15 protein-coding genes and 2 pseudogenes are annotated in these 22,493 nt (G+C 43.5%); 8 read left to right on the forward strand and 9 right to left on the reverse strand.

The genetic code is table 11. The annotated features are described in order from the left end of the window. Positions 1–251: 251 nt before the first annotated feature. Positions 252–623 carry a hypothetical protein gene (locus tag Q0541_RS19970; protein ID WP_298914078.1) on the reverse strand — a complete coding sequence of 124 codons (372 nt, stop codon included), beginning with the start codon at positions 621–623 and terminating at the stop codon, positions 252–254. A gap of 109 nt (positions 624–732) precedes the next feature. Between Q0541_RS19970 and Q0541_RS19975 the strand changes: the two genes are divergently transcribed. Both Q0541_RS19975 and Q0541_RS19980 read left to right on the forward strand, forming a co-directional pair. Next, complete coding sequence (locus Q0541_RS19975; RefSeq protein WP_298914081.1) at positions 733–1,044, forward strand: hypothetical protein; 312 nt, start codon at positions 733–735, stop codon at positions 1,042–1,044. Between the two features lie 457 nt (positions 1,045–1,501). After that, positions 1,502–2,263 (forward strand): glycosyltransferase, encoded by a 762-nt coding sequence (locus Q0541_RS19980; protein WP_298914083.1) that lies wholly within the window; start codon positions 1,502–1,504, stop codon positions 2,261–2,263. 208 nt (positions 2,264–2,471) lie between these two features. Here Q0541_RS19980 and bchH read toward each other — a convergent pair whose 3' ends face one another. Then, a complete protein-coding gene (bchH, locus tag Q0541_RS19985; protein ID WP_298914085.1) occupies positions 2,472–6,164 on the reverse strand; it encodes a magnesium chelatase subunit H in 3,693 nt (1,230 codons plus the stop codon). A 557-nt stretch (positions 6,165–6,721) separates the two neighbouring features. Between bchH and Q0541_RS19990 the strand changes: the two genes are divergently transcribed. Together Q0541_RS19990 and Q0541_RS19995 are read left to right on the forward strand one after the other, a co-directional pair. Beyond that, on the forward strand, positions 6,722–7,663 hold the full coding sequence (locus Q0541_RS19990) for an N-acetylmuramoyl-L-alanine amidase (RefSeq protein WP_298914088.1): 942 nt from the start codon (positions 6,722–6,724) through the stop codon (positions 7,661–7,663). Between the two features lie 668 nt (positions 7,664–8,331). Continuing rightward, positions 8,332–8,481 carry a hypothetical protein gene (locus Q0541_RS19995; RefSeq protein ID WP_298914091.1) on the forward strand — a complete coding sequence of 50 codons (150 nt, stop codon included), beginning with the start codon at positions 8,332–8,334 and terminating at the stop codon, positions 8,479–8,481. On the opposite strand, the pseudogene Q0541_RS20000 reads toward Q0541_RS19995, so the two are convergent. From Q0541_RS20000 to Q0541_RS20010, 3 genes and pseudogenes are all read right to left on the reverse strand, one after another. Next, positions 8,462–9,050, reverse strand: a pseudogene (locus tag Q0541_RS20000) (hypothetical protein). The gene Q0541_RS19995 and the pseudogene Q0541_RS20000 sit on opposite strands and share 20 nt — an antisense overlap. 384 nt (positions 9,051–9,434) lie before the next feature. Continuing rightward, positions 9,435–11,591, reverse strand: a complete 2,157-nt coding sequence (locus Q0541_RS20005; RefSeq protein WP_298914094.1) for a polyribonucleotide nucleotidyltransferase — start codon at positions 11,589–11,591, stop codon at positions 9,435–9,437. Between the two features lie 102 nt (positions 11,592–11,693). Beyond that, positions 11,694–12,239: a GNAT family N-acetyltransferase gene (locus tag Q0541_RS20010; RefSeq protein ID WP_298914097.1), complete on the reverse strand. Its 546-nt coding sequence runs from the start codon at positions 12,237–12,239 to the stop codon at positions 11,694–11,696. A gap of 143 nt (positions 12,240–12,382) precedes the next feature. Here Q0541_RS20010 and Q0541_RS20015 point away from each other — a divergent pair, with 143 nt between their 5' ends. The 4 genes from Q0541_RS20015 to Q0541_RS20030 all read left to right on the forward strand — a co-directional run bounded on the left by Q0541_RS20015 (position 12,383) and on the right by Q0541_RS20030 (position 20,014). Next, positions 12,383–15,703 carry a DEAD/DEAH box helicase gene (locus tag Q0541_RS20015; RefSeq protein WP_298914100.1) on the forward strand — a complete coding sequence of 1,107 codons (3,321 nt, stop codon included), beginning with the start codon at positions 12,383–12,385 and terminating at the stop codon, positions 15,701–15,703. A 183-nt stretch (positions 15,704–15,886) separates the two neighbouring features. Further along, a complete protein-coding gene (locus Q0541_RS20020) occupies positions 15,887–16,651 on the forward strand; it encodes a toll/interleukin-1 receptor domain-containing protein (protein ID WP_298914103.1) in 765 nt (254 codons plus the stop codon). Positions 16,652–16,788: 137 nt separating this feature from the next. Further along, positions 16,789–19,002, forward strand: coding sequence for a tetratricopeptide repeat protein (locus tag Q0541_RS20025; RefSeq protein WP_298914105.1), 2,214 nt, complete (start codon positions 16,789–16,791; stop codon positions 19,000–19,002). Between the two features lie 175 nt (positions 19,003–19,177). Then, complete coding sequence (locus tag Q0541_RS20030; RefSeq protein ID WP_298914108.1) at positions 19,178–20,014, forward strand: SWIM zinc finger family protein; 837 nt, start codon at positions 19,178–19,180, stop codon at positions 20,012–20,014. A 45-nt stretch (positions 20,015–20,059) separates the two neighbouring features. Here the strand turns inward: Q0541_RS20030 and Q0541_RS20035 are convergent, their stop codons facing one another. The 4 genes and pseudogenes from Q0541_RS20035 to Q0541_RS34545 all read right to left on the reverse strand — a co-directional run. Continuing rightward, on the reverse strand, positions 20,060–20,698 hold the full coding sequence (locus Q0541_RS20035; RefSeq protein ID WP_298914111.1) for a Uma2 family endonuclease: 639 nt from the start codon (positions 20,696–20,698) through the stop codon (positions 20,060–20,062). A 21-nt stretch (positions 20,699–20,719) separates the two neighbouring features. Continuing rightward, positions 20,720–20,905 (reverse strand): PCP reductase family protein, encoded by a 186-nt coding sequence (locus Q0541_RS20040; RefSeq protein ID WP_298914114.1) that lies wholly within the window; start codon positions 20,903–20,905, stop codon positions 20,720–20,722. 130 nt (positions 20,906–21,035) lie between these two features. Beyond that, a complete protein-coding gene (psbC, locus tag Q0541_RS20045) occupies positions 21,036–22,427 on the reverse strand; it encodes a photosystem II reaction center protein CP43 (RefSeq protein ID WP_298914116.1) in 1,392 nt (463 codons plus the stop codon). After that, a pseudogene (locus tag Q0541_RS34545) lies at positions 22,411–22,493 on the reverse strand (photosystem II protein D2); the annotation flags it as partial. The pseudogene Q0541_RS34545 and the gene psbC, both read right to left, overlap by 17 nt.

The raw sequence follows: 22,493 nt of genomic DNA on the forward strand, positions 1-22,493 counted from the left end.
GTTCAGAGTATCAACAACTGTGATTTTTTACAAATGATTTAGGATTGCTATAGAGCTTGTTGTTACCAAAAAAGACGCAGTGAACCAGCGCTTTAGGCGGGTTTACTGCGTCTGTTTTATTATTCAGGACTTACGCAAGAACTCTCTGAAACTCTTATTCCTTTGTGTCCTTTGCGTCCTTTGCGGTTCGTTTTATCATGATTTTGCGTAAGTCCTGTTATTGTTGATATAACTTGCGTTCGGGCGGGCGGTTATGCCATCGCAACTGACTTTTTGCGGGAAGGACGCTTGCGCTCTGATTTTTTCTTTAATCCAACCGCTTGGGCTTCGTCGCTATCTGATCCATATTGTCCGCGGATTACTTCTTTCATCGCTAATACAGCATTGTGAAATTCCCATTCTGCTAATCGTGCAGAATCGGTAGCAGCACGGTATAAAGTTAGTTTTTCGGTTTCGGCTTGTTGCTGCGTCAACATATCCTGATAAGCTTGCAGTAAGTTTGCTACAGAGGCATCAGCACGGGTTGTGTCATAGGTACTGACAGTTTGCAAACCGTGTAATGAAGTAATATCTTGACTAATTGATTGAGAGGGCAAACGGCGGGTTTTATCTTGAGTAGGCATATATGCATACTGTTGTAATGGATAAGTTTAATGTGCCCATTACAACAAAAAAACTAACAGTAAATGAGATTTTTAGATAGAACAAAGTTAAGGAAACGTGGGTTAATTTTTGCAAGTCGATGCAATGGCATTGTTAATCAATGCAATGGCATTGTTAGTCGATACGATGCCATTGTCAGTTGATGCGATCGCATTGTTAGTCGATACAATCGCATTGTTAGTCGATGCGATCGCATTGTTAGTCGATACAATGCCATTGTCAGTTGATGCGATCGCATTGTTAGTCGATACAATCGCATTGTTAGTCGATGCGATCGCATTGTCAGTCGATACAATTACAGCAGAATTCAAGTATTTGAACCACATCTGTTGTAGGGGCACAGCAATGCTGTGCCCAAGAGTGCGTGATCTATTTAGTTGAAAATAGCTGTAAGTAGGTAGGTGGGAAAATTTAGAAGTATGTCATTACTACGACTCAGGGGCGCGATGCCGGCAGGCTTCGGATGTGCGCCGGATCGCAAATCCCAAAACCCAGATTCTCTCGTAGCAGTTTCTCGGTAGCTAGGGTAGTGAAACACACGCTCTTAGGCTTTTCAAACATCCTCTAAGATGTTTCCAGGAACCAACGCCTTAATTTTTATGCTTTATAGAATGAGCTTTCTGAGTTTTGCACTCCTTACTAGTGTAAACTCCAACAAGAATTTATCAATTCCAAAGCAGTCTTGCATCATTACGACGCAGACTCCAAGCCCTAGTATTTCCGCTACGGCTGGAAGCATATAACTCAATTTTATCGTTAATTACAAGCGTAAATAGACATGATACAAGCAGCAAATCGAATAATACAGAGCTTATGGTTAGGAAATGAACTATCCTTAATGGAGCAGTTATCTATTAACTCTTTTTTGTCAAATGGGCATGAGTATCACTTATATATTTATGACGATGTTAAGAATATCCCAGAAGGTACGACTGTTAAAAATGGTAATGAAATTTTGCCAGCAAAAAGGATTTTTACTTACTCAGTAGGATGGGGGAAAGGAAGTTATGCAGGATTTGCGGATCTTTTCAGGTATCACCTGCTGAAAATTAAGGGGGGTTGGTGGGTAGATACAGACATTGTATGTCTAAAACCATTTAATTTTGAATCAGAGTATGTAATTGCTTCAAGTTATGAACGGCAACAGGGAGAAGCTGCTAATAATTGTGTTCTCAAAATACCTAAAGATAGTTATTTGGCTGCTTATCTTGTTGAAGTCAGTGACAAAGCTGAACTAAATACTCTTAAATTTGCGGATACTGGTCCAGTCCTAATTCAAAAAGCAGTTTCTGAATTAAATTATCAACAGCATATTGTTGGTCATGAGATATTTTGTCCAATAACATGGAGGGCTGTAAATAAGATAGTTTACAATCAAGAATTACTAACATTTCAAAAGGCTTTTGAATTAGCAAAGGATTGGATAAAACCAATAATTATACCTGATACCAAATCGGGTATGATTACAAAGAATAGCTATGCAGTACACCTATGGAATGAGGTTTGGCGGCAAAATAATTTAGATAAAAATGCAACTTATAATACAACCTGTTTATATGAGCGACTTAAACGCCAGTATTTATCTAGCAATCCTAATTGAAGCATGAGAAAATACCTGACTTTTCACGGGATGTGGAAGTGCGATTCGTTGGTAGCTGAATTCATAAGCTATCCAAGGTGAAGACCTAGAGTAACAAGAGTTACGTATAATATATAATACTATGATTTTGAGGTAAGTATTCTGCATGTAAATGTGTTTACTTATCCTATTTAGACAGTTTCAATATTAATTCAGTACTTATATTGAATTAAACAACGACCCCTTCTAATTCCTCATCTGTCAACTCATACAACTGGCGCAATTTATCTAACTTCTCACTATCAGCTTCCCAGAAACCCCGCCCATGCGCCTCCAACATTCTCCCTAAAATATTGCGAAAAGCTTCAGGATTTGCCTTGCGTAATTTATCCGCCATCTCTGCATCTAAGGCATAAGTATCAGCCGCTTGGTCATAAACCCAATCATCGGTAAAATCGGCAGTACCACCCCAACCAATCAACGCCGTCATTCGTTGGGAAATTTCAAAAGCACCACCAGAACCTTGATTCGCCATCGCTTGTGCCCATTTGGGATTTACCAACTTAGTGCGGTACTCCATTCTGAGCAAATCATCTAACTTACGCGGTGTAGTATCTTTCGAGAAACTTTCCACAAAGCTAGTTGTAACCTTCTTACCGCGTTGTTTTTCTGCTGCCCTTTTTAAACCGCCGGTATTAGCGTAATATTCTTGAATATCAGTTAAACCATATTCTACCGAATCGATTTCTTGAACAATGCGATCGCTAGTTTTCAACAACGTGTTCAACACTTCCGGTCTAGCTTGACCTTTATCTTCTCTCCCGTAGCTAAATACATTGCGACTTTGCCAAGTATTCCCCAACTCCTCACCAGATTCCCAGTTACCATCCACCACGCGATCGTTCACCAAAGAACCAAAATCACCCGCCGGATTAGAAAACAATCTCGCCGATGCATTTTCCACCCCTTGAGCTTTTAAAGCTAAAGCATGTCTTCTAATAAAATTCTGATCTTCCGGTTCATCAGCATCAGCCGCCCGTTGAAATAAATCATCCAACAATTCGATAATATTTACAAAACTATCCCGGAAAATTCCAGACAAATTACCCAATACATCAATGCGGGGATGTCCAACCTCCACCAACGGCTTTAATTCATAACGAACAACTCTACCAGTTCCTTCCTTAACAGGTTCAGCCCCCACCAATTCCAAAAGAATCCCCAAAGATTCACCTTTAGTTTTAATCGCATCCAATCCCCATAACATTACCGCGATCGTTTCCGGATATTTACCATATTCATCCAAATGCTGGGCGATAATTTTTTGAGCAATTTCTCGTCCCCGTTCATAAGCAGCAGGCGAAGGCATCCGATAAGGATCTAAAGCATGAATATTCCTCCCCGTAGGCAAAACACCAGCCCCATCCCGCAACAAATCCCCACCAGGTGCAGGCTGAATATACTCCCCATTCAACCCCCTTAACAAATTCGTTAACTCATCCGTAGATTGCATCAACAAATCCCTTATTAATCTTTCCTCCTCTTCTCTTTCTTCTTTGCGTCCTTTGCGCCTTTGCGGTTCGTTTATTCCTTCCTCCCCCCCAAAATAAGCCTCCAAATACGACCCCAATTCCTCCTGATTCGGTGCTTCCCCCAAAGTATGCAACCCAGAAGAAAACAACCGATTTTCTAAAACCTGCAAATATTCATACAACTCCACCAAATAATCATCAAAAGCATGACCGCTAAACATCCGAACATTTTCCGGAGTAAACGCAATCCCCAACCGTTTAGCATCTGCAAACGGACAATCTGCATCCAACCCAGAATCCACAATTTTTTTACAAATCCCTTCCTTAAGAACATAATTCTTTTGTGGATCTTCACGATACTCCGAAATCAAATCACGCAATGCCACTAATTCCTTATACAAACCTGCTCGTCCATAAGGCGGTACATTATGAGAAATCAATACCCCATAACCGCGACGTTTTGCCAACATCGATTCAGAAGGATTATTCGCCGCATATATATATAAATTAGGCAAATTTCCTAACAAAATATCCGACCAAGAATAACCCGTATTACCCAAAGGAGAACCAGGTAACCATTCCACCGTCCCATGCATTCCAAAGTGAACTACAGCATCAGCTTGAAACTCATTTTGTAGCCATTTATAATAAGCAGCATATTGGGGATGAGGCGTTAAATCTCGTTCAAACATTAAACGCATCGGGTCGCCTTGTATACCCAAAGGTGGTTGTACACCTATCCACACATTTCCTAATTGCATACCACCAATCTGGAATTCATCGCCATAGGTTTTAATTCCAGTCCCCGTGAGAGATTTCCATTGTTTTTCAATACGGGAGATTTGCAGATATCCCAACCATTTTTCTAATGTGCGAACATTGACAGAGGCAGGGATATTCTCCCCGTCATTTAAAGATTCATCCGCCTCTTTCAAAGAGCGAATCAATTCTTCCCCATCATCCGGTAAATCCCCAACGATGTAACCTTGGTCTTTGAGTGCGTGGAGAAACTTCAGCAAACTACGGGGGACATTTAATAATGCAGCTGTGCCTACAGCACCATAACCAGGAGGAAACCCATATAAAATAATGGCAATCTTGCGTTCCGATGCAGGTTTTTGCCGCAAAGCCACCCAACTTTTTACCCTACCAATTAATCGCTGTACCCGTTCAGGAACTAGATAAATATTTTCGCCCACCAAACCACCAAGGGGAACGGTATCAATAGCCCCATCTAATTCTGGTAACGCGTACAATACTACACTTTGCAATCCGCCGACACCTTGGCGCGTCCACGAAGAAATATCTTGAATTAATAATGGTGCAGCAACAATATAAGGTACATTCTTGGCAGTGAGGATGCGCTTTGCTACTTCCACCTGACGCCCTGCTTCCATTGAACCAGCCGGGCCACCCACCAAAGGAAAGCCAATTGTTGAAACGATCGCATCCACTTTGACTGCTTCATTAGATAGTGAGGGAGTCTCGATATTACCTAGTTGTCGTTGCTGAATTTCATAGTCGCTTGTCATCAAATCCCGTACCGCCACATGTCCTTCCACGCCGTTGATGAAGATGGGTAAAGGAATCAACCCGGCTGATTCAAAACTGCGAATCAGTTGGGGAATGTAGGGTTGTTTAGTGATGACGTGTTTTCGGTAAAGTAAAATCCCGATAATCGGTTTTGTAGAGACGCGATTCATCGCGTCTCCACAATAGGTTTTATACCATTCCAAATATTCACGAGGTGATTCAAAAAATCCTTGATAGTCGGGATGCAGTAATCCTATATTAGGGGTTTCGACTAGCGGGGGAATGTCGCCGACTTTTAAACCTAAGTATTTTTCTGCCAGTGTCCAGAATAATGAAGCGACGTTTTCTGGGCCGCCAGCATTCCAGTAACCATAGATAATTAACCAGTTGCGTAAGTCTTGGACTTTTTGCCCTGGCACGTATTTCAGTAGTTTGGGGCCAATTTTTAAGAAGCTGATGTAACCAGCGAGTTTGTCTTCTTCTCGTCCGTTGCTAAATTTGTCGAGGATGAATTTAACTGGTTTGGGCATTCCTTTGGGTTTGTCGCCAATGGCAAAGTCACCCAGCTTGGTTAAACTCATCAATTCCAAAGCTGACTCAAAGACTAGGCGGATGGGAATTTGGGCAATGCGATCGCGCAACCACACAACTTGGTCATAATCAAATAGTAGGCTACCGAAAAACACATCAGCGTCATGAAGTGCTGCTTCTACCTCGGTGCGAATGCTAGTAAGATCGCGATCGCTAAATACCCGAATATCCAATTCAGGACAGCGAGAGTTAGCCAAAAAAGCTGCTTTCCTGTACAAGTCAGCGTTGAACGATTCAAACCCAGCAACCAAGACGATGCGTTTCATGCCTGTAAGCTACGAAATATTTCTTTACTTAAATTTTAAACTGGCTCATAGGTTGATTGTTAAATATCTGCCCACAGATTCCGGTCATTCAGGCGTACTAGTACAGAATGGCGGAAATAAACATACCATTCGATCAGGCTGAAAAGCCTGTGTTATCGCTTTTCTTCCTTCTACCCCTTTGCTTCTGTGCCCCTCTGCCTTCTTGCACTAAGTAGATTTGTCATAGCTTTCTACTTTTACGAAGCGTTATTATCTTAACAATGGGAGTAACTGCTGCATTTCAATTTATTGCAACAATTACCGGATTATTCCCGATTTTGATAAATTATGATGGTTGTGTTTTTTCTTCCAAAAAATCTTGCAATCAGCGGGTTTAACCACATAAAATCTGCTTGCAATGGCCGCAGAAAAACTTATTTTACTTACCAGCGTAGTAATGCTTAAAATAATGCGGACATTGCTAACAAGTACTTCAACAAATTTATTAACAAAACTTTGTCTCTATAATTGGAAGAGTTTTGAACTAGCGTAAAAATAAGTAAGTTGAGGATAAAATCATGAAATTCGGAATTGATAGTGGGCACAATTGTCCACCAGACACAGGAGCCAGGGGTATTAAATTTGAGGATAATTTAACTCTCGATGTTGGTAATAGAGTTATAGCCAAGTTAAGAGCTTTGGGGAATGAAGTTGTACTATGTAGACCAAGTAGTGCTAGTACAGTCCGGGAATCGCTTTCAAAAAGATGTTCTACAGCTAATGGGAGTAAAGTAGATATTTACGTCGCGATTCATTTTAACTCCTTTAATGGGCAAGCTAATGGCACAGAAGTATTTGCAACTAGCGATACTGGCAGAAAAATCGCTAAACCTGTATTAGATGAAATCGTCAAGTTAGGATTTTTTAATCGCGGCGTTAAGAGTGGTTCCCACTTGTTTGTTCTGAAAAATACGGATATGCCTGCGATTCTTGTAGAAGGTTGCTTTGTCGATTCGCAAAAAGATATGAATCTTTATAATCCAGAAGCAATGGCTAATGCGATCGTCAAAGGGTTAACTGGTAAAGTGTCAAGTGTTCCTGTTAACCCCGTACCAGATGAAGAAGAGAATGTAGATACCACTATTCTCAGACTGCAAAAAGCCTTAAATCGACTAAAGATAACCGATAAAAATGGTAAGGCATTAGCAGAAGATGGCTTCACTGGCGCTAACACCAAATCTGCCGTAGAAAAATTTCAGACTATTGTCGGAGTTCAGCCGACTGGAATTGCTGACTCAGCTACATGGAATGCCATAAATTTAATTTTGGCAAAACGAATTCTCAGACCAAACCATGCTGGTAATGCAGTTATCAGATACTTGCAATATCGTCTAGGTGTTGAGAATGATGGCGTCTACGGGCCGCAAACAGAGGTTGCAATTAAGAACTTTCAAAAGCAAAATGGTTTAGATGCCGATGGAATTGTCGGGCCTGTTAGCTGGCAGAAATTAATTGGTTAGATTCAGGGGTAGGTATTATTCAAGGTAGATGAATTGTTGAAGTTGGTATTGGATGTCATTGAGAATATTCCTGAAAAGGTGTAGTAAACTTCCAACCGAACCTGTCCCAGTCTCAGAGCGTTGGCGCAGCCCGCCGCAGGCATCGCTGTTCATTCAGCATCAAGCAATGACAAAGTTTAAAAAGGAGGGTATCGCCTGAAGCTGTTGACCTAAAATAATGAAAATAAATAACCAGGGCGTAGGAAATCATCTCTGCTGCTGACAGGAATATGTTCAACCTAACCAAATTTGTGTTTGATAGCTATCAATTACACTTGGTCACAAGTAATTTCCTATCGCTCTGGTGCTTTTTTGGCGGTGAAGTTTCGCCAAAACTATAAAAGTAAAGGGCTTTTCAAGCCTATAACAATTGTTACTACTTTGTTGTATAGGTAGACACAATTTTTTGGGGTTTCAAATTTATTTCCGATGTCATATCAAGCTTGGTACAACGCTAATCACTGGAGGCTCTAAAAAGCTGTTTTTCTCATTATTCCATTGCCTTGACAATACCTTCAACAAGTTTTTCTTCAGCTTTCCCAGGCTCGATATAGTCACCCACTAAGTAGTATTCAAACAGAATTTGGAGTATCTGACTTTAATAATAATACAAATACGTTGGTGGGGGCATGGCATTGCCATACCCTTACGAGAAATCTATCTGTATCAGGGTTTTCGTGAATTGGTATAAGTTATTGGCGCGAGTCCTCACCACCTTCAGCCAATATTTCCGCAATTTCAGTGCGATCGCCGCTAAAATTAAAGTGCCAATGCTCTGAGCGCCCGTCGAGCTAATTTTACGTAAGTTTTCACAGTAGCGTAAGGCATCTCTAAATCTTCGGATATAACCTGCAATGATTCTCCATCTCCCGGCGTGCTAAGATAGTTGCCCAGGTAGAAGCAATTTTATCAGTGCGATCGCCTCCTGTGCGTTTTCGTTGTGCGGTGAATAGCGCTGTCAATTCATCAATGCGTTCTCCCAGCAGATTTGTTAGCACTTGAGTGGGTAAGTTTACCTCTGGTTCTACCCAATCTAAGTGAGTTTGTCCCAGTCCAAAAATAGTTTTGTGTCCCGTACCACAGTAGGTTGACCTGACAGCGCCGAAATATTGAAGGGCTTTTCCGACTCTCCATCGTGCAGATATGCAGAAAGTTCTGGGTTGAGTTGCCGTACTTGGTCAAGAAACCAGGCATGGAGTCCAATCGTGTACTGAGAGTAGAGGGAAGTCGAAGTGGTTGGCTCAAGATCAAACACTAATCCTACCAGTTCAGTGTTATCTGCCCATGTCGGAAGAAACTCTGACTGTGGCTCGATTTTGCGCCTAGTGGATGTAGCTGCTCTTAGCATTGACGAATGCTATGCAAATGATGTCAAATATTGTATTCAATTTCCATCCCCTTGGGGGGAGGAAGGCGCGTTAATCTAATTATTTTCGTCCCCTTGCAGGGATTTTGTTAGGGGAAAGATTATAACTTGGAAGGTATCTGGCAAGGCTATCTCGCAATTACAGTAAGAATCACTTGTTTCCATCCCCTTTAGGGGAAGTGGTTATGGAAGGTCAAACGTTCAACATACTACCTGAAATCTGTCAAATATTTAATAAATAAATTAACAATTGGGAGCAGGGTAAGTTTATCTGGAGCAGTTTGGCAACTAATTAGAGAAGCATACGGCGATGCCTTCACAGTAGGCATCGCGGATTTTAGATTAAATCTAAAATCCCAAATCGAGTTACCGATTCACCGCCGCCGCTTCCCGTGCTGCTGTTGCTTGATCTGGGTGAATACCCAAGCGCGTGAGATTAATCCGACCTTTGTTATCAATTTCGCGCACTTTGATAATCACTTCATCGCCCACCGCTACTTCATCCTCAACTTTGCCAACGCGGTAGTCAGCTAGTTGTGAGATGTGGATCATCCCTTCTTTTCCAGGCAGAAATTCCACAAATGCACCTATCGGTATAATCCGAGTGATGCGTCCTGCGTAGACATCCCCTTCGTGCAGCTTGCGGGTCATGCCTTGGATGATGTTTTTGGCTCTTTTGGCCTTGTTCTCATCTACAGCAGAAATTGTCACGGTGCCATCATCTTCAATGTCAATTTTAGCACCAGTCTCCTCAGTGATACCCTTAATAGTCTTGCCTCCAGGCCCGATGACCAGACCAATCATGTCTGAATCAATCTTGATTGTTAACAGACGTGGGGCATAAGGTGAGGTTTCTATCCGCGGTTGATCGATGCAGGCAAGCATTTTTTCCAGAATGTGCAACCGGGCTGCTTTGGCTTGGTGGACGGCTTGGGAAATAACATCCAACGACAAACCGGAGATTTTCATATCCATTTGCAAGGCGGTAATTCCGGTATCCGTCCCAGCAACTTTGAAGTCCATGTCGCCCAAAAAGTCTTCAATGCCCTGAATGTCGGTCAGGATTCGCACTTCGTCCCCATCCTTAATCAGACCCATTGCTGCGCCACTGACGGGTTTGATAATTGGCACACCAGCATCCATGAGGGCGAGGGTAGAACCGCAGACTGAACCCATTGAGGTGGAACCGTTGGAGGAAAGTACTTCCGATACGATGCGAATCACGTAGGGAAATTGTTCTTTTGAGGGTAGCACAGGTAGGAGCGATCGCTCTGCTAATGCCCCGTGACCAATTTCGCGCCTTCCTGGAGAACGCATTGGCTTGGTTTCCCCAACTGAGAACGGCGGGAAGTTGTAATGATGCAGATAACGCTTATGTTGATCTAGCTGCATATCATCGTTGAGGTTTTGGGCATCCCCAGGTGTACCCAGAGTACAAGTGGATAATACCTGAGTTAGTTCTCGGTTAAACAAACCGCTACCGTGGACTCGCTTTGGTAAGACACCAACTAAACAAGAAACACGACGGACTTCATCGAGTTTACGACCATCAACGCGAACGTTATCTTCAACGATTTGCCGCCGCATGAAGTATTTGGTAATATCTTTAAAAGTGTTACCAAGTGCCTTGCTATTAGCAGTTGCGGCAACTCGAATTGGATCTTCTTCTGGCAGTTCCTTAATCGTCGTGACAATTTCATCCTTGACGACATCTAAAGCTGCATCGCGTTCGGGTTTGGTGAAAGTAAATTGCGACAGGATTTTCTTAATCTGGCTGCTAGCGCGATCGCGGATATAATTTTCTAACGTCTGGTCTACTTGTGGTGGTGCTTCTTGCACTATTACCAGACCCAGTTCTGCTACTAAATCTTGCTGCGCTTTGATTAAGTCCCGCACTGCTTCATAACCAAAGTCAATTGCCTCGATAATATCTCGCTCTGGCAACTGATTGGCTCCCGCCTCCACCATGATCACCCCATGTGGTGAACCTGCTACTACTAAATCCAAATCTCCAGCTTCAATTTCTGCATAAGTGGGGTTAATAATGAAATCATCTCCCACTAAACCAACCCGCACTGCTGCCATTGGCCCATTAAAAGGAATCTGGGCAATCAGGGTAGCGATGGAAGCACCTGTAACTGCTAACACATCGGGTGGCACTAACTCGTCCATCGACAGCGTTAAGGCAATGATTTGCAGGTCATCCCGTAGCCATGAGGGGAACAGGGGACGCATGGGACGGTCTATAAGACGGCTGGTGAGAATTGTTTTTTCTGGTGGACGACCTTCCCGGCGCATGATCCCTCCGGGAATCCTACCAGCGGCATATAGCCTTTCTTCATAATCTACTGTGAGCGGAAGAAAATCAATGCCTTCTCTGGCTTGCGATCGCGTAGCCGTAACTAAAACGGATGTGTCCCCTGATTCTATCAAAACCGACCCCCCAGCCTGGGGAGCTAGTAGGCCTACTTTCAGTCGAATATCCCTTCCATCGAAGGATATTGACTTGTCAACTTCTGCCATTCAGTTTTTTTTCCTTCTCTTTCGCTATTCTCTTTCTGTGGCAATCCTAACATTTATGCCCTATGACTGACTTCTAGTACATACAAAGATCAGACTTGTGGTTCAACCCAAAGCACGATACATGATCAGCGCGTCTACCACGTGTTCATCCCCTAGCTTCGCCGCACGCGGAATGCGCCCAATAATCTCAAATTCTAACGACTGCCAAAGTGTAATTGAAGGTATATTAGTTTCAAAGACCAAATTGAACATTACTGCCTCATAGCCCAGGCTTGCTGCTATCAATAGCATTGCCTCTCCCATGAACCGCCCGATCCCCTGACCGCCAAAGCCAGGTTGTACAATAAAACCAGCGTTGCAAATATGGCAACACCGACCGGGAAAGTTTGGCTTTAAATAAAATGCCCCTAATATTTCTTTTGGTTTGTGTGTAGCATCCTGAACAGATGTCCTGACAACAAAGGCATCCTTGCTTAACCAGTAAGTTGAAAATTCTACATGAGATAGAGGTTGCTTTTGGGGATAAGTTTTACCTTCAACAATTACAACATTTAGTAATGCTCTTACAACCTCCTTTTCCTGAGGATGCATATAATCTAGTTCAACCATTATCCCGGTTTTTAAAACTTTAATTAAGAGAAATCTCATTATTAATAATGTTTATTTGCAAGAATTGTTGAAATATTTATTGTATGCAAAATTTGACGAATAAATCTGATTGAGAAGATGCAAAAAGTAGAGTAGTTCCGATTTTAGTTCATGAGTTTTGGGAAAATATAAGTAGTTAGCAAATGGCGATTTTACACGGAAATTGGTTACTAAAAAGTCAAAAGGGTTGTTTATTTATTTGGGGAGAAACTTGGCGATCGCCACGAGTGAATTTCGAGTCTAATGGATCTGGAGATATCCCACTACATCCATTGGCAATGACATCAGTTGAGTTGAGTGAGTGGTTGCCTTCGCAGAACATGGCAATTACTAACTTCATCCAGCAACCTCAAGTTGCTATGGCTACTACTGGGCGAACCTCCAAAGGAGGAGCTACGCTAACGCGCAAAGCCGCCAGTGCCACTGAGATAATGCCAACGCACTCCCAAATAATTGCCCTGCCAACTTATATCCCAGAAGGGAGTAAAGAAGGAACAGCAGGGATTTTCCCTGTACATTCTGCCAGCTTGGGGCTGGATATTGACTCCCCGCAATATTTGCAACCGTGGCGAGTTGAGGGTTTTTGTCTCAACCCCAGCGAGGCGGTAAAATTTCTCGCTGCTGTTCCCCTAAATGCTGCTAAAGGGGAAGATGCCTTTTTAGGAGGAGATTTACGTTTTTGGTCGCAGGTTGCTCGGTGGAGTTTAGATTTAATCTCGCGGTGTAAGTTTTTACCAACAATTGACCGACAATCAGATGGTGCATTTGCTGCTAAATGGCAAGTACTCCTAGACAGTGCTGTAGATGGAACCCGCCTAGAAAAATTTTCTGCGAACATGCCGTTGGTATGCCGCACTTATCAAGAAAGTGCTGAGTTGAAAGAAAAAGACTCAACACTCAGCGCTCACTACTCAGCAGTAGACTTCCCTACCGAACCTCAAGAATTACTTTTAGGATTTCTTAACAGTACGATAGATGCCCAAGTGCGAGGAATGGTGGGTTCCCAACCTCCGATGGAAGCTAAGGCGATGTCTACGACGGGCTACGCCTACGCATCTTTACCATCTGGGGTGCGACAGTGGTTGCAAGTCTTAACCAGTGCATCTGGTACAGTCAATGCAGATGCAATTGAAATGGAACGCCTGGAAGCGGCACTGAAGGCTTGGACTATGCCGCTACAATACCAATTAACTCTTAAAACTTTATTTCGTACCTGTTTTCAACTGCGTTCTCCAGAGTCTAGCGAAACAGATTGGACATTAGCGTATTTCCTGCAAGCGGCTGACGATCCTGAGTTTTTGGTGGATGCAGCAACTATTTGGAACAATCCAGTTGAACGGTTGGTTTATAAAAATCGGACAATTGAGCAACCACAAGAAACATTTTTGCGGGGTTTGGGAGTAGCTTCCCGATTATACCCAGCGATGTCTGGCGACAAGGCGCAAAGCGCCTACGCACCGAGTTTTGAAACCGAATATCCCCAATTTTCTCGTCTCAACCCCATCCAAGCATACGAGTTTATTAAAGCTGTAGCTTGGAGGTTGGAAGACAGTGGTTTGGGAGTAATTTTACCTCCCAGTTTAGCTAACCGTGAAGGATGGGCGAACCGTTTGGGTTTGAAAATTACTGCCGAAACCCCAAAGAAAAAGCAGGGACGTTTAGGGTTGCAAAGTCTGCTGAATTTCCAATGGCAATTGGCAATTGGTGGACAAACTATTTCCAAAGCTGAGTTTGATAAACTTGTGGCTTTAAATAGTCCGCTAGTGGAAATTAACGGCGAGTGGGTGGAATTACGGCCCCAAGACATCAAAACAGCCCAAACTTTTTTTACCACTCGCAAAGACCAAATGGCGCTTTCCTTAGAAGATGCCTTGCGTTTCAGTACAGGGGATACTCAGGTAATTGAAAAATTACCAGTGGTCAGCTTTGAGGCATCTGGGGCATTACAAGAGTTGATTGGGGCGCTAACAAATAACCAGGCGATCGCACCTTTACCCACACCAACAGGCTTTCAGGGACAGTTGCGACCTTATCAAGAACGAGGCGCTGCTTGGCTGTCATTCCTAGAACGTTGGGGCTTAGGCGCGTGTCTGGCGGACGACATGGGATTAGGTAAAACTATTCAATTCATCGCTTTTTTGTTACATCTCAAAGAACAAGATGTACTAGAAAATCCAACACTGCTAGTTTGTCCAACTTCGGTTTTAGGCAACTGGGAAAGGGAAGTTAATAAATTTGCCCCCAGCCTGAAAATTTTGCAATATCACGGTGATAAACGCCCAAAAGGGAAAGCGTTTTTAGAAGCAGTAAAAAATCACGATTTAATCGTTACTAGCTACTCACTTCTTCATCGAGATATCAAGTCATTGCAAAGTGTATCTTGGCAGATAATTGTTTTAGATGAAGCCCAGAATGTGAAAAATCCAGAGGCTAAACAGTCAAAAGCAGTGCGGCAATTAGAAGCGACGTTTCGGATTGCATTGACGGGGACGCCAGTAGAAAATAGGCTGCAAGAACTCTGGTCTATTTTAGATTTTCTGAATCCAGGGTATTTAGGCAATCGGCAATTTTTCCAGCGGCGGTTTGCCATGCCAATTGAAAAGTATGGTGATACGGCTTCTTTGAATCAATTACGTTCATTAGTTCAACCATTTATACTGCGGCGATTGAAAAGCGATCGCGACATCATTCAAGACTTACCAGATAAGCAAGAAATGACCGTATTTTGCGGTCTAACTGGCGAACAGGCTGCACTTTATCAACAAGTTGTAGAACAATCTTTAGCAGAGATAGATTCTGCTGAAGGATTGCAACGCCGGGGAATGATTTTGGCTTTACTAATCAAACTCAAACAAATTTGCAATCACCCAGCCCAATACTTGAAACAGGCGACATTAGAGCAACATAATTCAGCCAAACTTCTGCGGCTAGAAGAAATGTTAGAAGAAGTTTTATCAGAAAGCGATCGCGCTTTAGTTTTTACACAATTTGCTGAGTGGGGTAAATTACTTAAACCCTATTTAGAAAAACAGCTTGGGCGAGAAATATTCTTTTTATATGGTAGCACCACTAAAAAACAACGAGAGGAAATGATCGACCGTTTCCAACACGACCCCCAAGGCCCCCCAATTATGATTCTTTCTCTAAAAGCAGGTGGTGTAGGACTGAATTTAACACGAGCAAATCATGTATTCCATTTTGATAGATGGTGGAATCCAGCCGTAGAAAATCAAGCCACAGACAGAGTATTTAGAATTGGTCAAACCCGGAATGTGCAAGTACATAAATTTGTTTGTACTGGGACTTTAGAAGAAAAAATTCATGACATGATTGAAAGTAAAAAACAATTGGCTGAACAAGTTGTGGGTGCTGGTGAAGAATGGTTGACTGAACTTGATACAGACCAACTCCGCAATTTACTAATACTTGACCGCAGTGCAGTAATTGACGATGATGCAGAATAAGTTCGTAGCGTCAACTTAACTGTATTAACTGTGCCAAACTACTACAAATTTATATTTGTTCGTATGCACTAGACTTCTTGCATAAATATTTTGTAACCTGATGCGTAGGTGCAAATAAAGAGTTAAAAATCGATATTTTTGGAAAGTTTATATTGATTTTTTTTATTTAAAAGTTTCTTAGATATGGATGATCAAGAAGCACTACAGAGAACTCTCAACCGCACCCGTCGCGCCCTCCAGATATTAGAAGAACAAAAAGCTGGTTTTGGGATTCGAGTTCCAGTAGATTTGCAAATCGAACTGGAGGAAAAACAAAAAGAAGTCGCTAGCCTAGAGGCGCGATTGAGTCATCTTAAAAAGAGCATTGGCAAAGTAGAGTCAGAAAGCAAGCAAAAGGAAGTCTTTATCTCCTACACCTGGCGAGATAATCACAGTGAGACATTTGTACAACAACTGGAGAAAGCATTTCAGGCAAAAGGCATTATAATCATTAGGGATAAAAATGCAATTGGTTACAAAGAACGATTTCAAGAATTCATGCAGCGATTGAGTCGTGGCAAATGCGTGATTGTAGTAATCAGCGACCAATATTTGAAGTCGGAAAATTGTATGTATGAACTAATTGAAATTGCCAAGAATGGAAAACTTTATCATCGAATTTTTCCCATAGTTTTAGCAGATGCCCAAATTTATAAGCCTATTGAAAGAATTAAATATGTTGAGTATTGGGAAAAGCAAATTCAAGATTTAAATGACGCTATGAGAACAGTTAGCGCTGCTAATTTACAGGGATTTAGAGAAGAAATTGACCTATATAGTGAAATTCGTAATATGTTTGCTAATCTCATAAACTTGCTGAAGGATATGAATGCTCTGACGGAAGAGATTCATATACAATCAAATTTTGAGGCACTGCTCAAAGCGATCGCAGAAAGTTTAGATGAGTAAGCTAAGAGCGAATGTACGGAGCGTCTGCCAAAGGCGATCGCCCTCAATGATTTGGGAAAAGTGGATATCTTGTTGCTCCTCCTGCCTTTTGCCTTTTTTCAACTGCAAATCCTGAGATTTATTTTTATCAAATCCTTATGGATAATCAAGAAGCACTACAGCGAACTCTCAACCGCGCTCGTCGCGCCCTCCAGATATTAGAAGAGGAAAAAGCTGGTTTTGGGATTCGAGTTCCAGTAGATTTGCAGATCGAACTGGAGGAAAAACAAAAAGAAGTCACTAGCCTAGAGGCGCGATTAAGCCTGTTAAAGGGACAACGCCCGGAAAGTGTGCCCGATAACCTGCCCCGCTATAACGATGTGTTTGTGGGACGAAAACAAGAAATCGCCCGTTGTTTAGAGGCACTTTCACCAGAGGAACGCGGTTGGGGTGTGGCGATCGATGGTATTGGTGGGATAGGCAAAACGGTGTTAGCGCTAGAGGTAGCACACCTTGCCCGTAAGCAAGCCTTGTTTGATGCCTACTTGTTTGTTTCTGCCAAAACTACCTGGCTCTCAACTGAAGGAGTGCGGCCAGAAACCCTCGCCCTGTCTTCTCTCGATAGCTTCTGCCGGGAATTTGCCAAGGGGTTAGGACAGGCAGATATTGTGAAAATGACTGATGCCACAGAACGCCGCCGCGCCCTTCTAGATGCCCTGCGGGGACGGCGCACCCTGTTGATTTGGGACAACTTGGAAACACTGAATGCAGAAGAACGCGATATGATTGCCGAGTTTTTGCGGAAACTGCCCACCCCCAACAAAGCGATCATCACCAGCCGCCGTCGCACTGGGGAAAGCGCCCTCACTATCCGCTTAGATCGTCTCTTAGAGGCAGAAGCTTTGGAATTAATGACAGAGAAGGGAAAGTCGCACCCCCGTCTAGCCCAGGAACTAAAGGCAACGAAGCCAGAGATATTGACCGCTTTATATGAAGCGTCTGGTGGCAATCCCCTAGCGCTGGATTGGACATTGGGAAAGGTGGCACACAAAGGCTACTCTATCAGTGATGCCCTAGAGCGGTTGCGTAATGCCGCCAAATCTCCCGATCTCTATGGGTTTCTGTTTGCTGATGCCGCCGAAACTCTCTCTGGAAACGATCGCACAGTGTTGTCTGCCCTGGCTGTGTTCCTGACACCAGCAAAAACCGCAGCACTGGCAGATGCTACGGATTTAGCCATCACCGAGATCCAAGTTTCTTTGGAGCGGTTGGTAACACTATCTTTGGTGAATGAGTTGGATGGAGAACGGTTTGGCCTGCACCCCCTCACTCGCACATATATCGTGGCAGCGGTGGGCAAAACGGATACTATCGAGACTGCACCCCTAAGTGGAATTCGATTTGACTCTGCTGCCCAAGGGAAAGTTCTGCGGTACTGGGTGGACTTTGCCCAGAAGTACGGGGGTGAGGACAAAGATGCCTATCAGACCCATGACAAGCTGGAAGCTGAGTGGCAGAATCTAGAGGGCGTGGCGACAACCTTGTGGGAGATGGCAGGTATCCCCGGTACACTGAAAGACCAACAAGCTGCCCAGATGCTCATCGATTTGGAAAATGCTTTGTCTAACTTCCTCCGGTTTCGAGGCTACTGGGATGAGTGGGTACGCTTGGCTGAGTGGCGATATCAGGCAGGAAAGGCGCTGGATCAGTGGAGCCATGCTGGCTGGGGTGCGTATCATGTTGCCTGGATTCACTTGCAACGTGCGGACACAGATCGAACAGCAAGTTCGGCAGATCAGATGAAAGAGATGATGGAACAGGGCGGCAACTTTGAGGATAAGGCTTTTTCAACCCGTGTGCAAGGAGTGATTGCAGAGCGACGCCAGGATTGGGCTGAGGCGGAGCGGCTGTACCAGGAGGCGTTAGTAATTTACCGAAAGTTGGGAAATGAGAAGAGAGAGGCGATCATTCTCACCGATCTGGGAAGATTTGCGCTATTACAGGGACAATATGATCGTGCTGAGTCCTACTTTAAGCAAGGATTGGTGATAGAAGAAAAACTAGGAAATAAAGAAAAACAAGCAGATTCTTACGGCCACCTGGGACTTCTAGCCCTTAACCGCAACCGCCCTACAGAAGCCCGCTCTTGGTATGATCGTGAGTTAGCCCTGGCCCAGAAAGTAGGACAGCAAAACTCGGTAGCTCATGCTCAATCTGGTCTGGCACGAGTTCTGGAGGAAGAAGGGCGCTATGCAGAGGCGCTACCCTTGGCACAGGCTGCCCTGGAAATCCGAGAGCGCCTGCGCTATAGGAACTTGGATTTTTCGCGCCAATTGGTTGAGCGGTTGCAGCGCAAGGTGGGGATGGAATAATTTGTAATTCGTAATTTGTAATTAATTCAAGGTTTTACGCACCTGTATAGTCCCAGAGTTCCAGTCTGTAGGCGTATATTTGCGAAACTGATGTTCTCCCAACGATAACGCTATAGTCTGAGTAACTGTCACAAAACGAGATAAACTCATCCATCCCATAATTTTGAATTGATTTATGACTAATTACACATTACAAGCAAGTCGAGAATGGTGGTCACAACAATGGCTAGATTTGCTAGATTCCTATCGCTTTAAAAAGCGTTTAGAACGTGCTAGAAACTATGCTCGTCAAGGAAATGTTTTGAGCATCGAATTTAAAGGTGCAAAAGTATTGGCTAGGGTGCAAGGTAGTGAAGTAGAACCTTATAAAGTTTCCCTTTCTCTTGAACCCTTTAGCGATGAACAGTGGGGTTATGTAATTGAAACCATGTCCCAAAGGGCAATTTTTGCTGCCAAGCTACTAGCAGGAGAAATGCCACAAAATATAGAAGAAGTGTTCACGGCAAATGGTCTTTCGATATTTCCATTTACCCTTGGTGATGTCCAGAGTAAATGCTCTTGTCCTGATAAAGCAAATCCCTGTAAACATATTGGTGCCCTGTACTATCAGTTAGGCGATCGCTTCAGTGAAGATCCCTTTGTACTATTTCAATTGCGCGGACGCACCAAAGAGCAAATTATCAGCGATTTACGTCAATTACGTAGTGCTAAGATTAAACCCAATACCACAGAAACGCCCGATATTCAACAATCAATTCCTAATAACAAATACTCGGTAAAAATTGATTCTTTTTGGCAATACAATGAACCACTAGAATCATCATTGGTAGTGATTGCGCCGTCCACTAGTGAGATGGTATTAGATGTATTAGGAGCAATCCCCCTAGCGAAGGAAGAGGAAAATACAGTAAATTCAACTTCGAGTGATGTGGTAATGAAGTATTTAAATACAGTTTACAGAGATGTGAGCCAGAAGGCTTTTTTAGCAGCAATGAATGTGGGAGGAAGTTGATATTAATTTGTAATTTGTAATTATGAATTAGGTTGACTGGGTAGTTCAATCTTTACTCTTCCCGCCTTCCCTCACCCATTCCCGCACCGCCCGACGAATTGCCCGTCTGCCATCTGCCCGATTTTGCTCAATCAGTTTTGGCAGATATAGAATTTCTAAAGTAGGAAACACTAGACTCTTCTCTGACTCGACATATTCCCCATCTTGCAAGTGGTAAATCTTTAGTTCACCGGAGTCATAACACCAAAGTTCTGGTACTCCCAAGCGGGCATAAATAGGAAAACGATTCAGAGACTTACTGGTAACATCAATTTCCAGTGCTAAATCAGGTGGTGGATCTTGTCTCAAATCCAGATCCAATCTACCCCGAATCGCAGCTTCATTCTGGAAATAGAAGCAGTTATCTGACTCTACCCCTGCCATTCGGCTTTCTCGCTTCCAAGTAGTCGAACCAAAACTTTCATAGTCTAAATCCAGCATCTCAGCGATTTCTTTGACCGAATCGCTAATTACTTCTTTGTAATGTTCGTGTTCAGGTAAAGGTGTCATAATTTCTAAAGTAGTGCGATCGTAAGCTAACCGTGCTGCCCGATGCTCTCCCAGGTCTTTTAGAAGATTTTCAAACTGTTGCCAGCTAATGTCGTAAAGCATTACTCGGTCTGCTCGATTCTTAGCGACTGTCATTATTACGACCTCTAGAATGTTTTATTGTCCAAACTCTAGCCTAGCCTGTTCTACCAAATCAGCTGTCACAATCTCTTGCTCTGCTTCACGAGCCAACTGTTCAATTCTGGCTCTAGCTTGAGCGCGGACAAAAAAGGGAATATTTTGTAACTTTTCTTTAGCTTCATCTGTCCATCGCAAAGCATCAATAAAATTAGAGTCGCTCATAATATTAATTACCTTGGTAAGCCGCTCAGTTTAATCAATAGATTACTAATTTTCTTATAAAAAAAGCCCTTGCTTTTATGCAAGAGCCTCTAAATTATTTAGCTGTCAGTGATTAGATAAACCTTACAACTTAGTCAAGGTCGTCCATGAACATCACTGGCTCAGTATCACGGTTAATTCCTTTCTCAAAACCACCAGCAGCTGCCCGTGCGCGACCAGCGTGCCACAAGTGACCAACTAGGAAGAAGAATCCTAGTACGAAGTGAGAAGTCGCCAACCAAGCGCGAGGAGATACGTAGTTGAAGGAGTTAATCTCAGTAGCCACACCACCCACGGAGTTCAGAGAACCCAGAGGAGCATGGGTCATGTATTCAGCAGCGCGACGAGCTTGCCAGGGCTGAATATCATTCTTGATTTTTTCCAGGTCAAGACCATTGGGGCCACGTAGAGGCTCCAACCAAGGGCCGCGGAAATCCCAGAAGCGCATGGTTTCACCACCAAAGATGATTTCACCAGTTGGAGAGCGCATCAGATATTTACCTAGACCAGTGGGGCCTTGGGCAGAACCAACGTTAGCACCCAAGCGTTGGTCACGAATCAAGAAGGTCAGAGCCTGAGCTTGAGAAGCTTCTGGACCGGTAGGACCGTAAAATTCGCTAGGGTAAACGGTGTTGTTAAACCAAACATACAGGCAGGCAATGAAGCCCATCAAAGAGAGAGCGCCCAAACTGTAGGAGAGGTAAGCTTCACCAGACCAGATGGATGCCCGACGTGACCAAGCAAAAGGCTTGGTAAGAATGTGAAAAATGCCGCCAGCAATTAAGATAAAGGCAATCCAAATGTGACCGCCGACCACATCTTCCAAGTTATCGACGCTGACAATCCAGCCTTCGCCACCGAAGGGAGACTTGAGTACATAACCGAAGATGACCGCTGGATTCAGCGTCGGATTGGTAATAATCCGAACATCACCACCGCCTGGTGCCCAGGTGTCATACAACCCACCAAAGAACATTGCTTTTGCTACCAACAGCAGCGCACCGCATCCCAAAATAATCAGGTGGAACCCGATAATATTGGTCATCTTGTTCTTGTCTTTCCAGTCATAGCCAAAGAAAGAAGAGTATTCTTCTAAGGTTTCTGGACCACGGACGGCATGATAGATACCGCCAAAGCCAAGGACGGCTGAGGAAATTAGGTGGAGTACACCGACAACAAAATAGGGGAAGGTGTCGATGACTTCACCACCAGCACCAACACCCCAACCCTGAGTGGCCAGGTGAGGTAACAGGATCAAGCCCTGCTCATACATGGGCTTTTCAGGAATGAAGTGAGCGACTTCAAACAAGGTCATCGCTCCAGCCCAGAATACAATCAAACCAGCGTGGGCAACGTGAGCACCCAGTAGTTTGCCAGATAAGTTGATTAAACGTGCGTTACCAGACCACCAGGCAAACCCAGTGGATTCTAAGTCGCGTCCAGCGCCGCCTAAAATATTTGGTCTATTAGAGAGCGTTACCACGTGGTAATACCTCCTCAGGGAATACAAATTGTTCGTGGGGTTGATCTTGAGGAGCCATCCAAGCGC

Source organism: uncultured Nostoc sp., assembly GCF_937863485.1.
Classification (GTDB): Bacteria; Cyanobacteriota; Cyanobacteriia; order Cyanobacteriales; family Nostocaceae; genus Nostoc.

Bases quoted from the DNA above. Each gene is read 5' to 3' on its own strand.
- Q0541_RS19970 (WP_298914078.1), bottom strand. From the start codon at position 623: ATGCCTACTCAAGATAAAACCCGCCGTTTGCCCTCTCAATCAATTAGT.
- Q0541_RS19980 (WP_298914083.1), top strand. From the start codon at position 1,502: ATGGAGCAGTTATCTATTAACTCTTTTTTGTCAAATGGGCATGAGTAT.
- bchH (WP_298914085.1), bottom strand. From the start codon at position 6,164: ATGAAACGCATCGTCTTGGTTGCTGGGTTTGAATCGTTCAACGCTGAC.
- Q0541_RS19990 (WP_298914088.1), top strand. From the start codon at position 6,722: ATGAAATTCGGAATTGATAGTGGGCACAATTGTCCACCAGACACAGGA.
- Q0541_RS19995 (WP_298914091.1), top strand. From the start codon at position 8,332: ATGGCATTGCCATACCCTTACGAGAAATCTATCTGTATCAGGGTTTTC.
- Q0541_RS20005 (WP_298914094.1), bottom strand. From the start codon at position 11,591: ATGGCAGAAGTTGACAAGTCAATATCCTTCGATGGAAGGGATATTCGA.
- Q0541_RS20010 (WP_298914097.1), bottom strand. From the start codon at position 12,239: ATGAGATTTCTCTTAATTAAAGTTTTAAAAACCGGGATAATGGTTGAA.
- Q0541_RS20015 (WP_298914100.1), top strand. From the start codon at position 12,383: ATGGCGATTTTACACGGAAATTGGTTACTAAAAAGTCAAAAGGGTTGT.
- Q0541_RS20020 (WP_298914103.1), top strand. From the start codon at position 15,887: ATGGATGATCAAGAAGCACTACAGAGAACTCTCAACCGCACCCGTCGC.
- Q0541_RS20025 (WP_298914105.1), top strand. From the start codon at position 16,789: ATGGATAATCAAGAAGCACTACAGCGAACTCTCAACCGCGCTCGTCGC.
- Q0541_RS20030 (WP_298914108.1), top strand. From the start codon at position 19,178: ATGACTAATTACACATTACAAGCAAGTCGAGAATGGTGGTCACAACAA.
- Q0541_RS20035 (WP_298914111.1), bottom strand. From the start codon at position 20,698: ATGACAGTCGCTAAGAATCGAGCAGACCGAGTAATGCTTTACGACATT.
- Q0541_RS20040 (WP_298914114.1), bottom strand. From the start codon at position 20,905: ATGAGCGACTCTAATTTTATTGATGCTTTGCGATGGACAGATGAAGCT.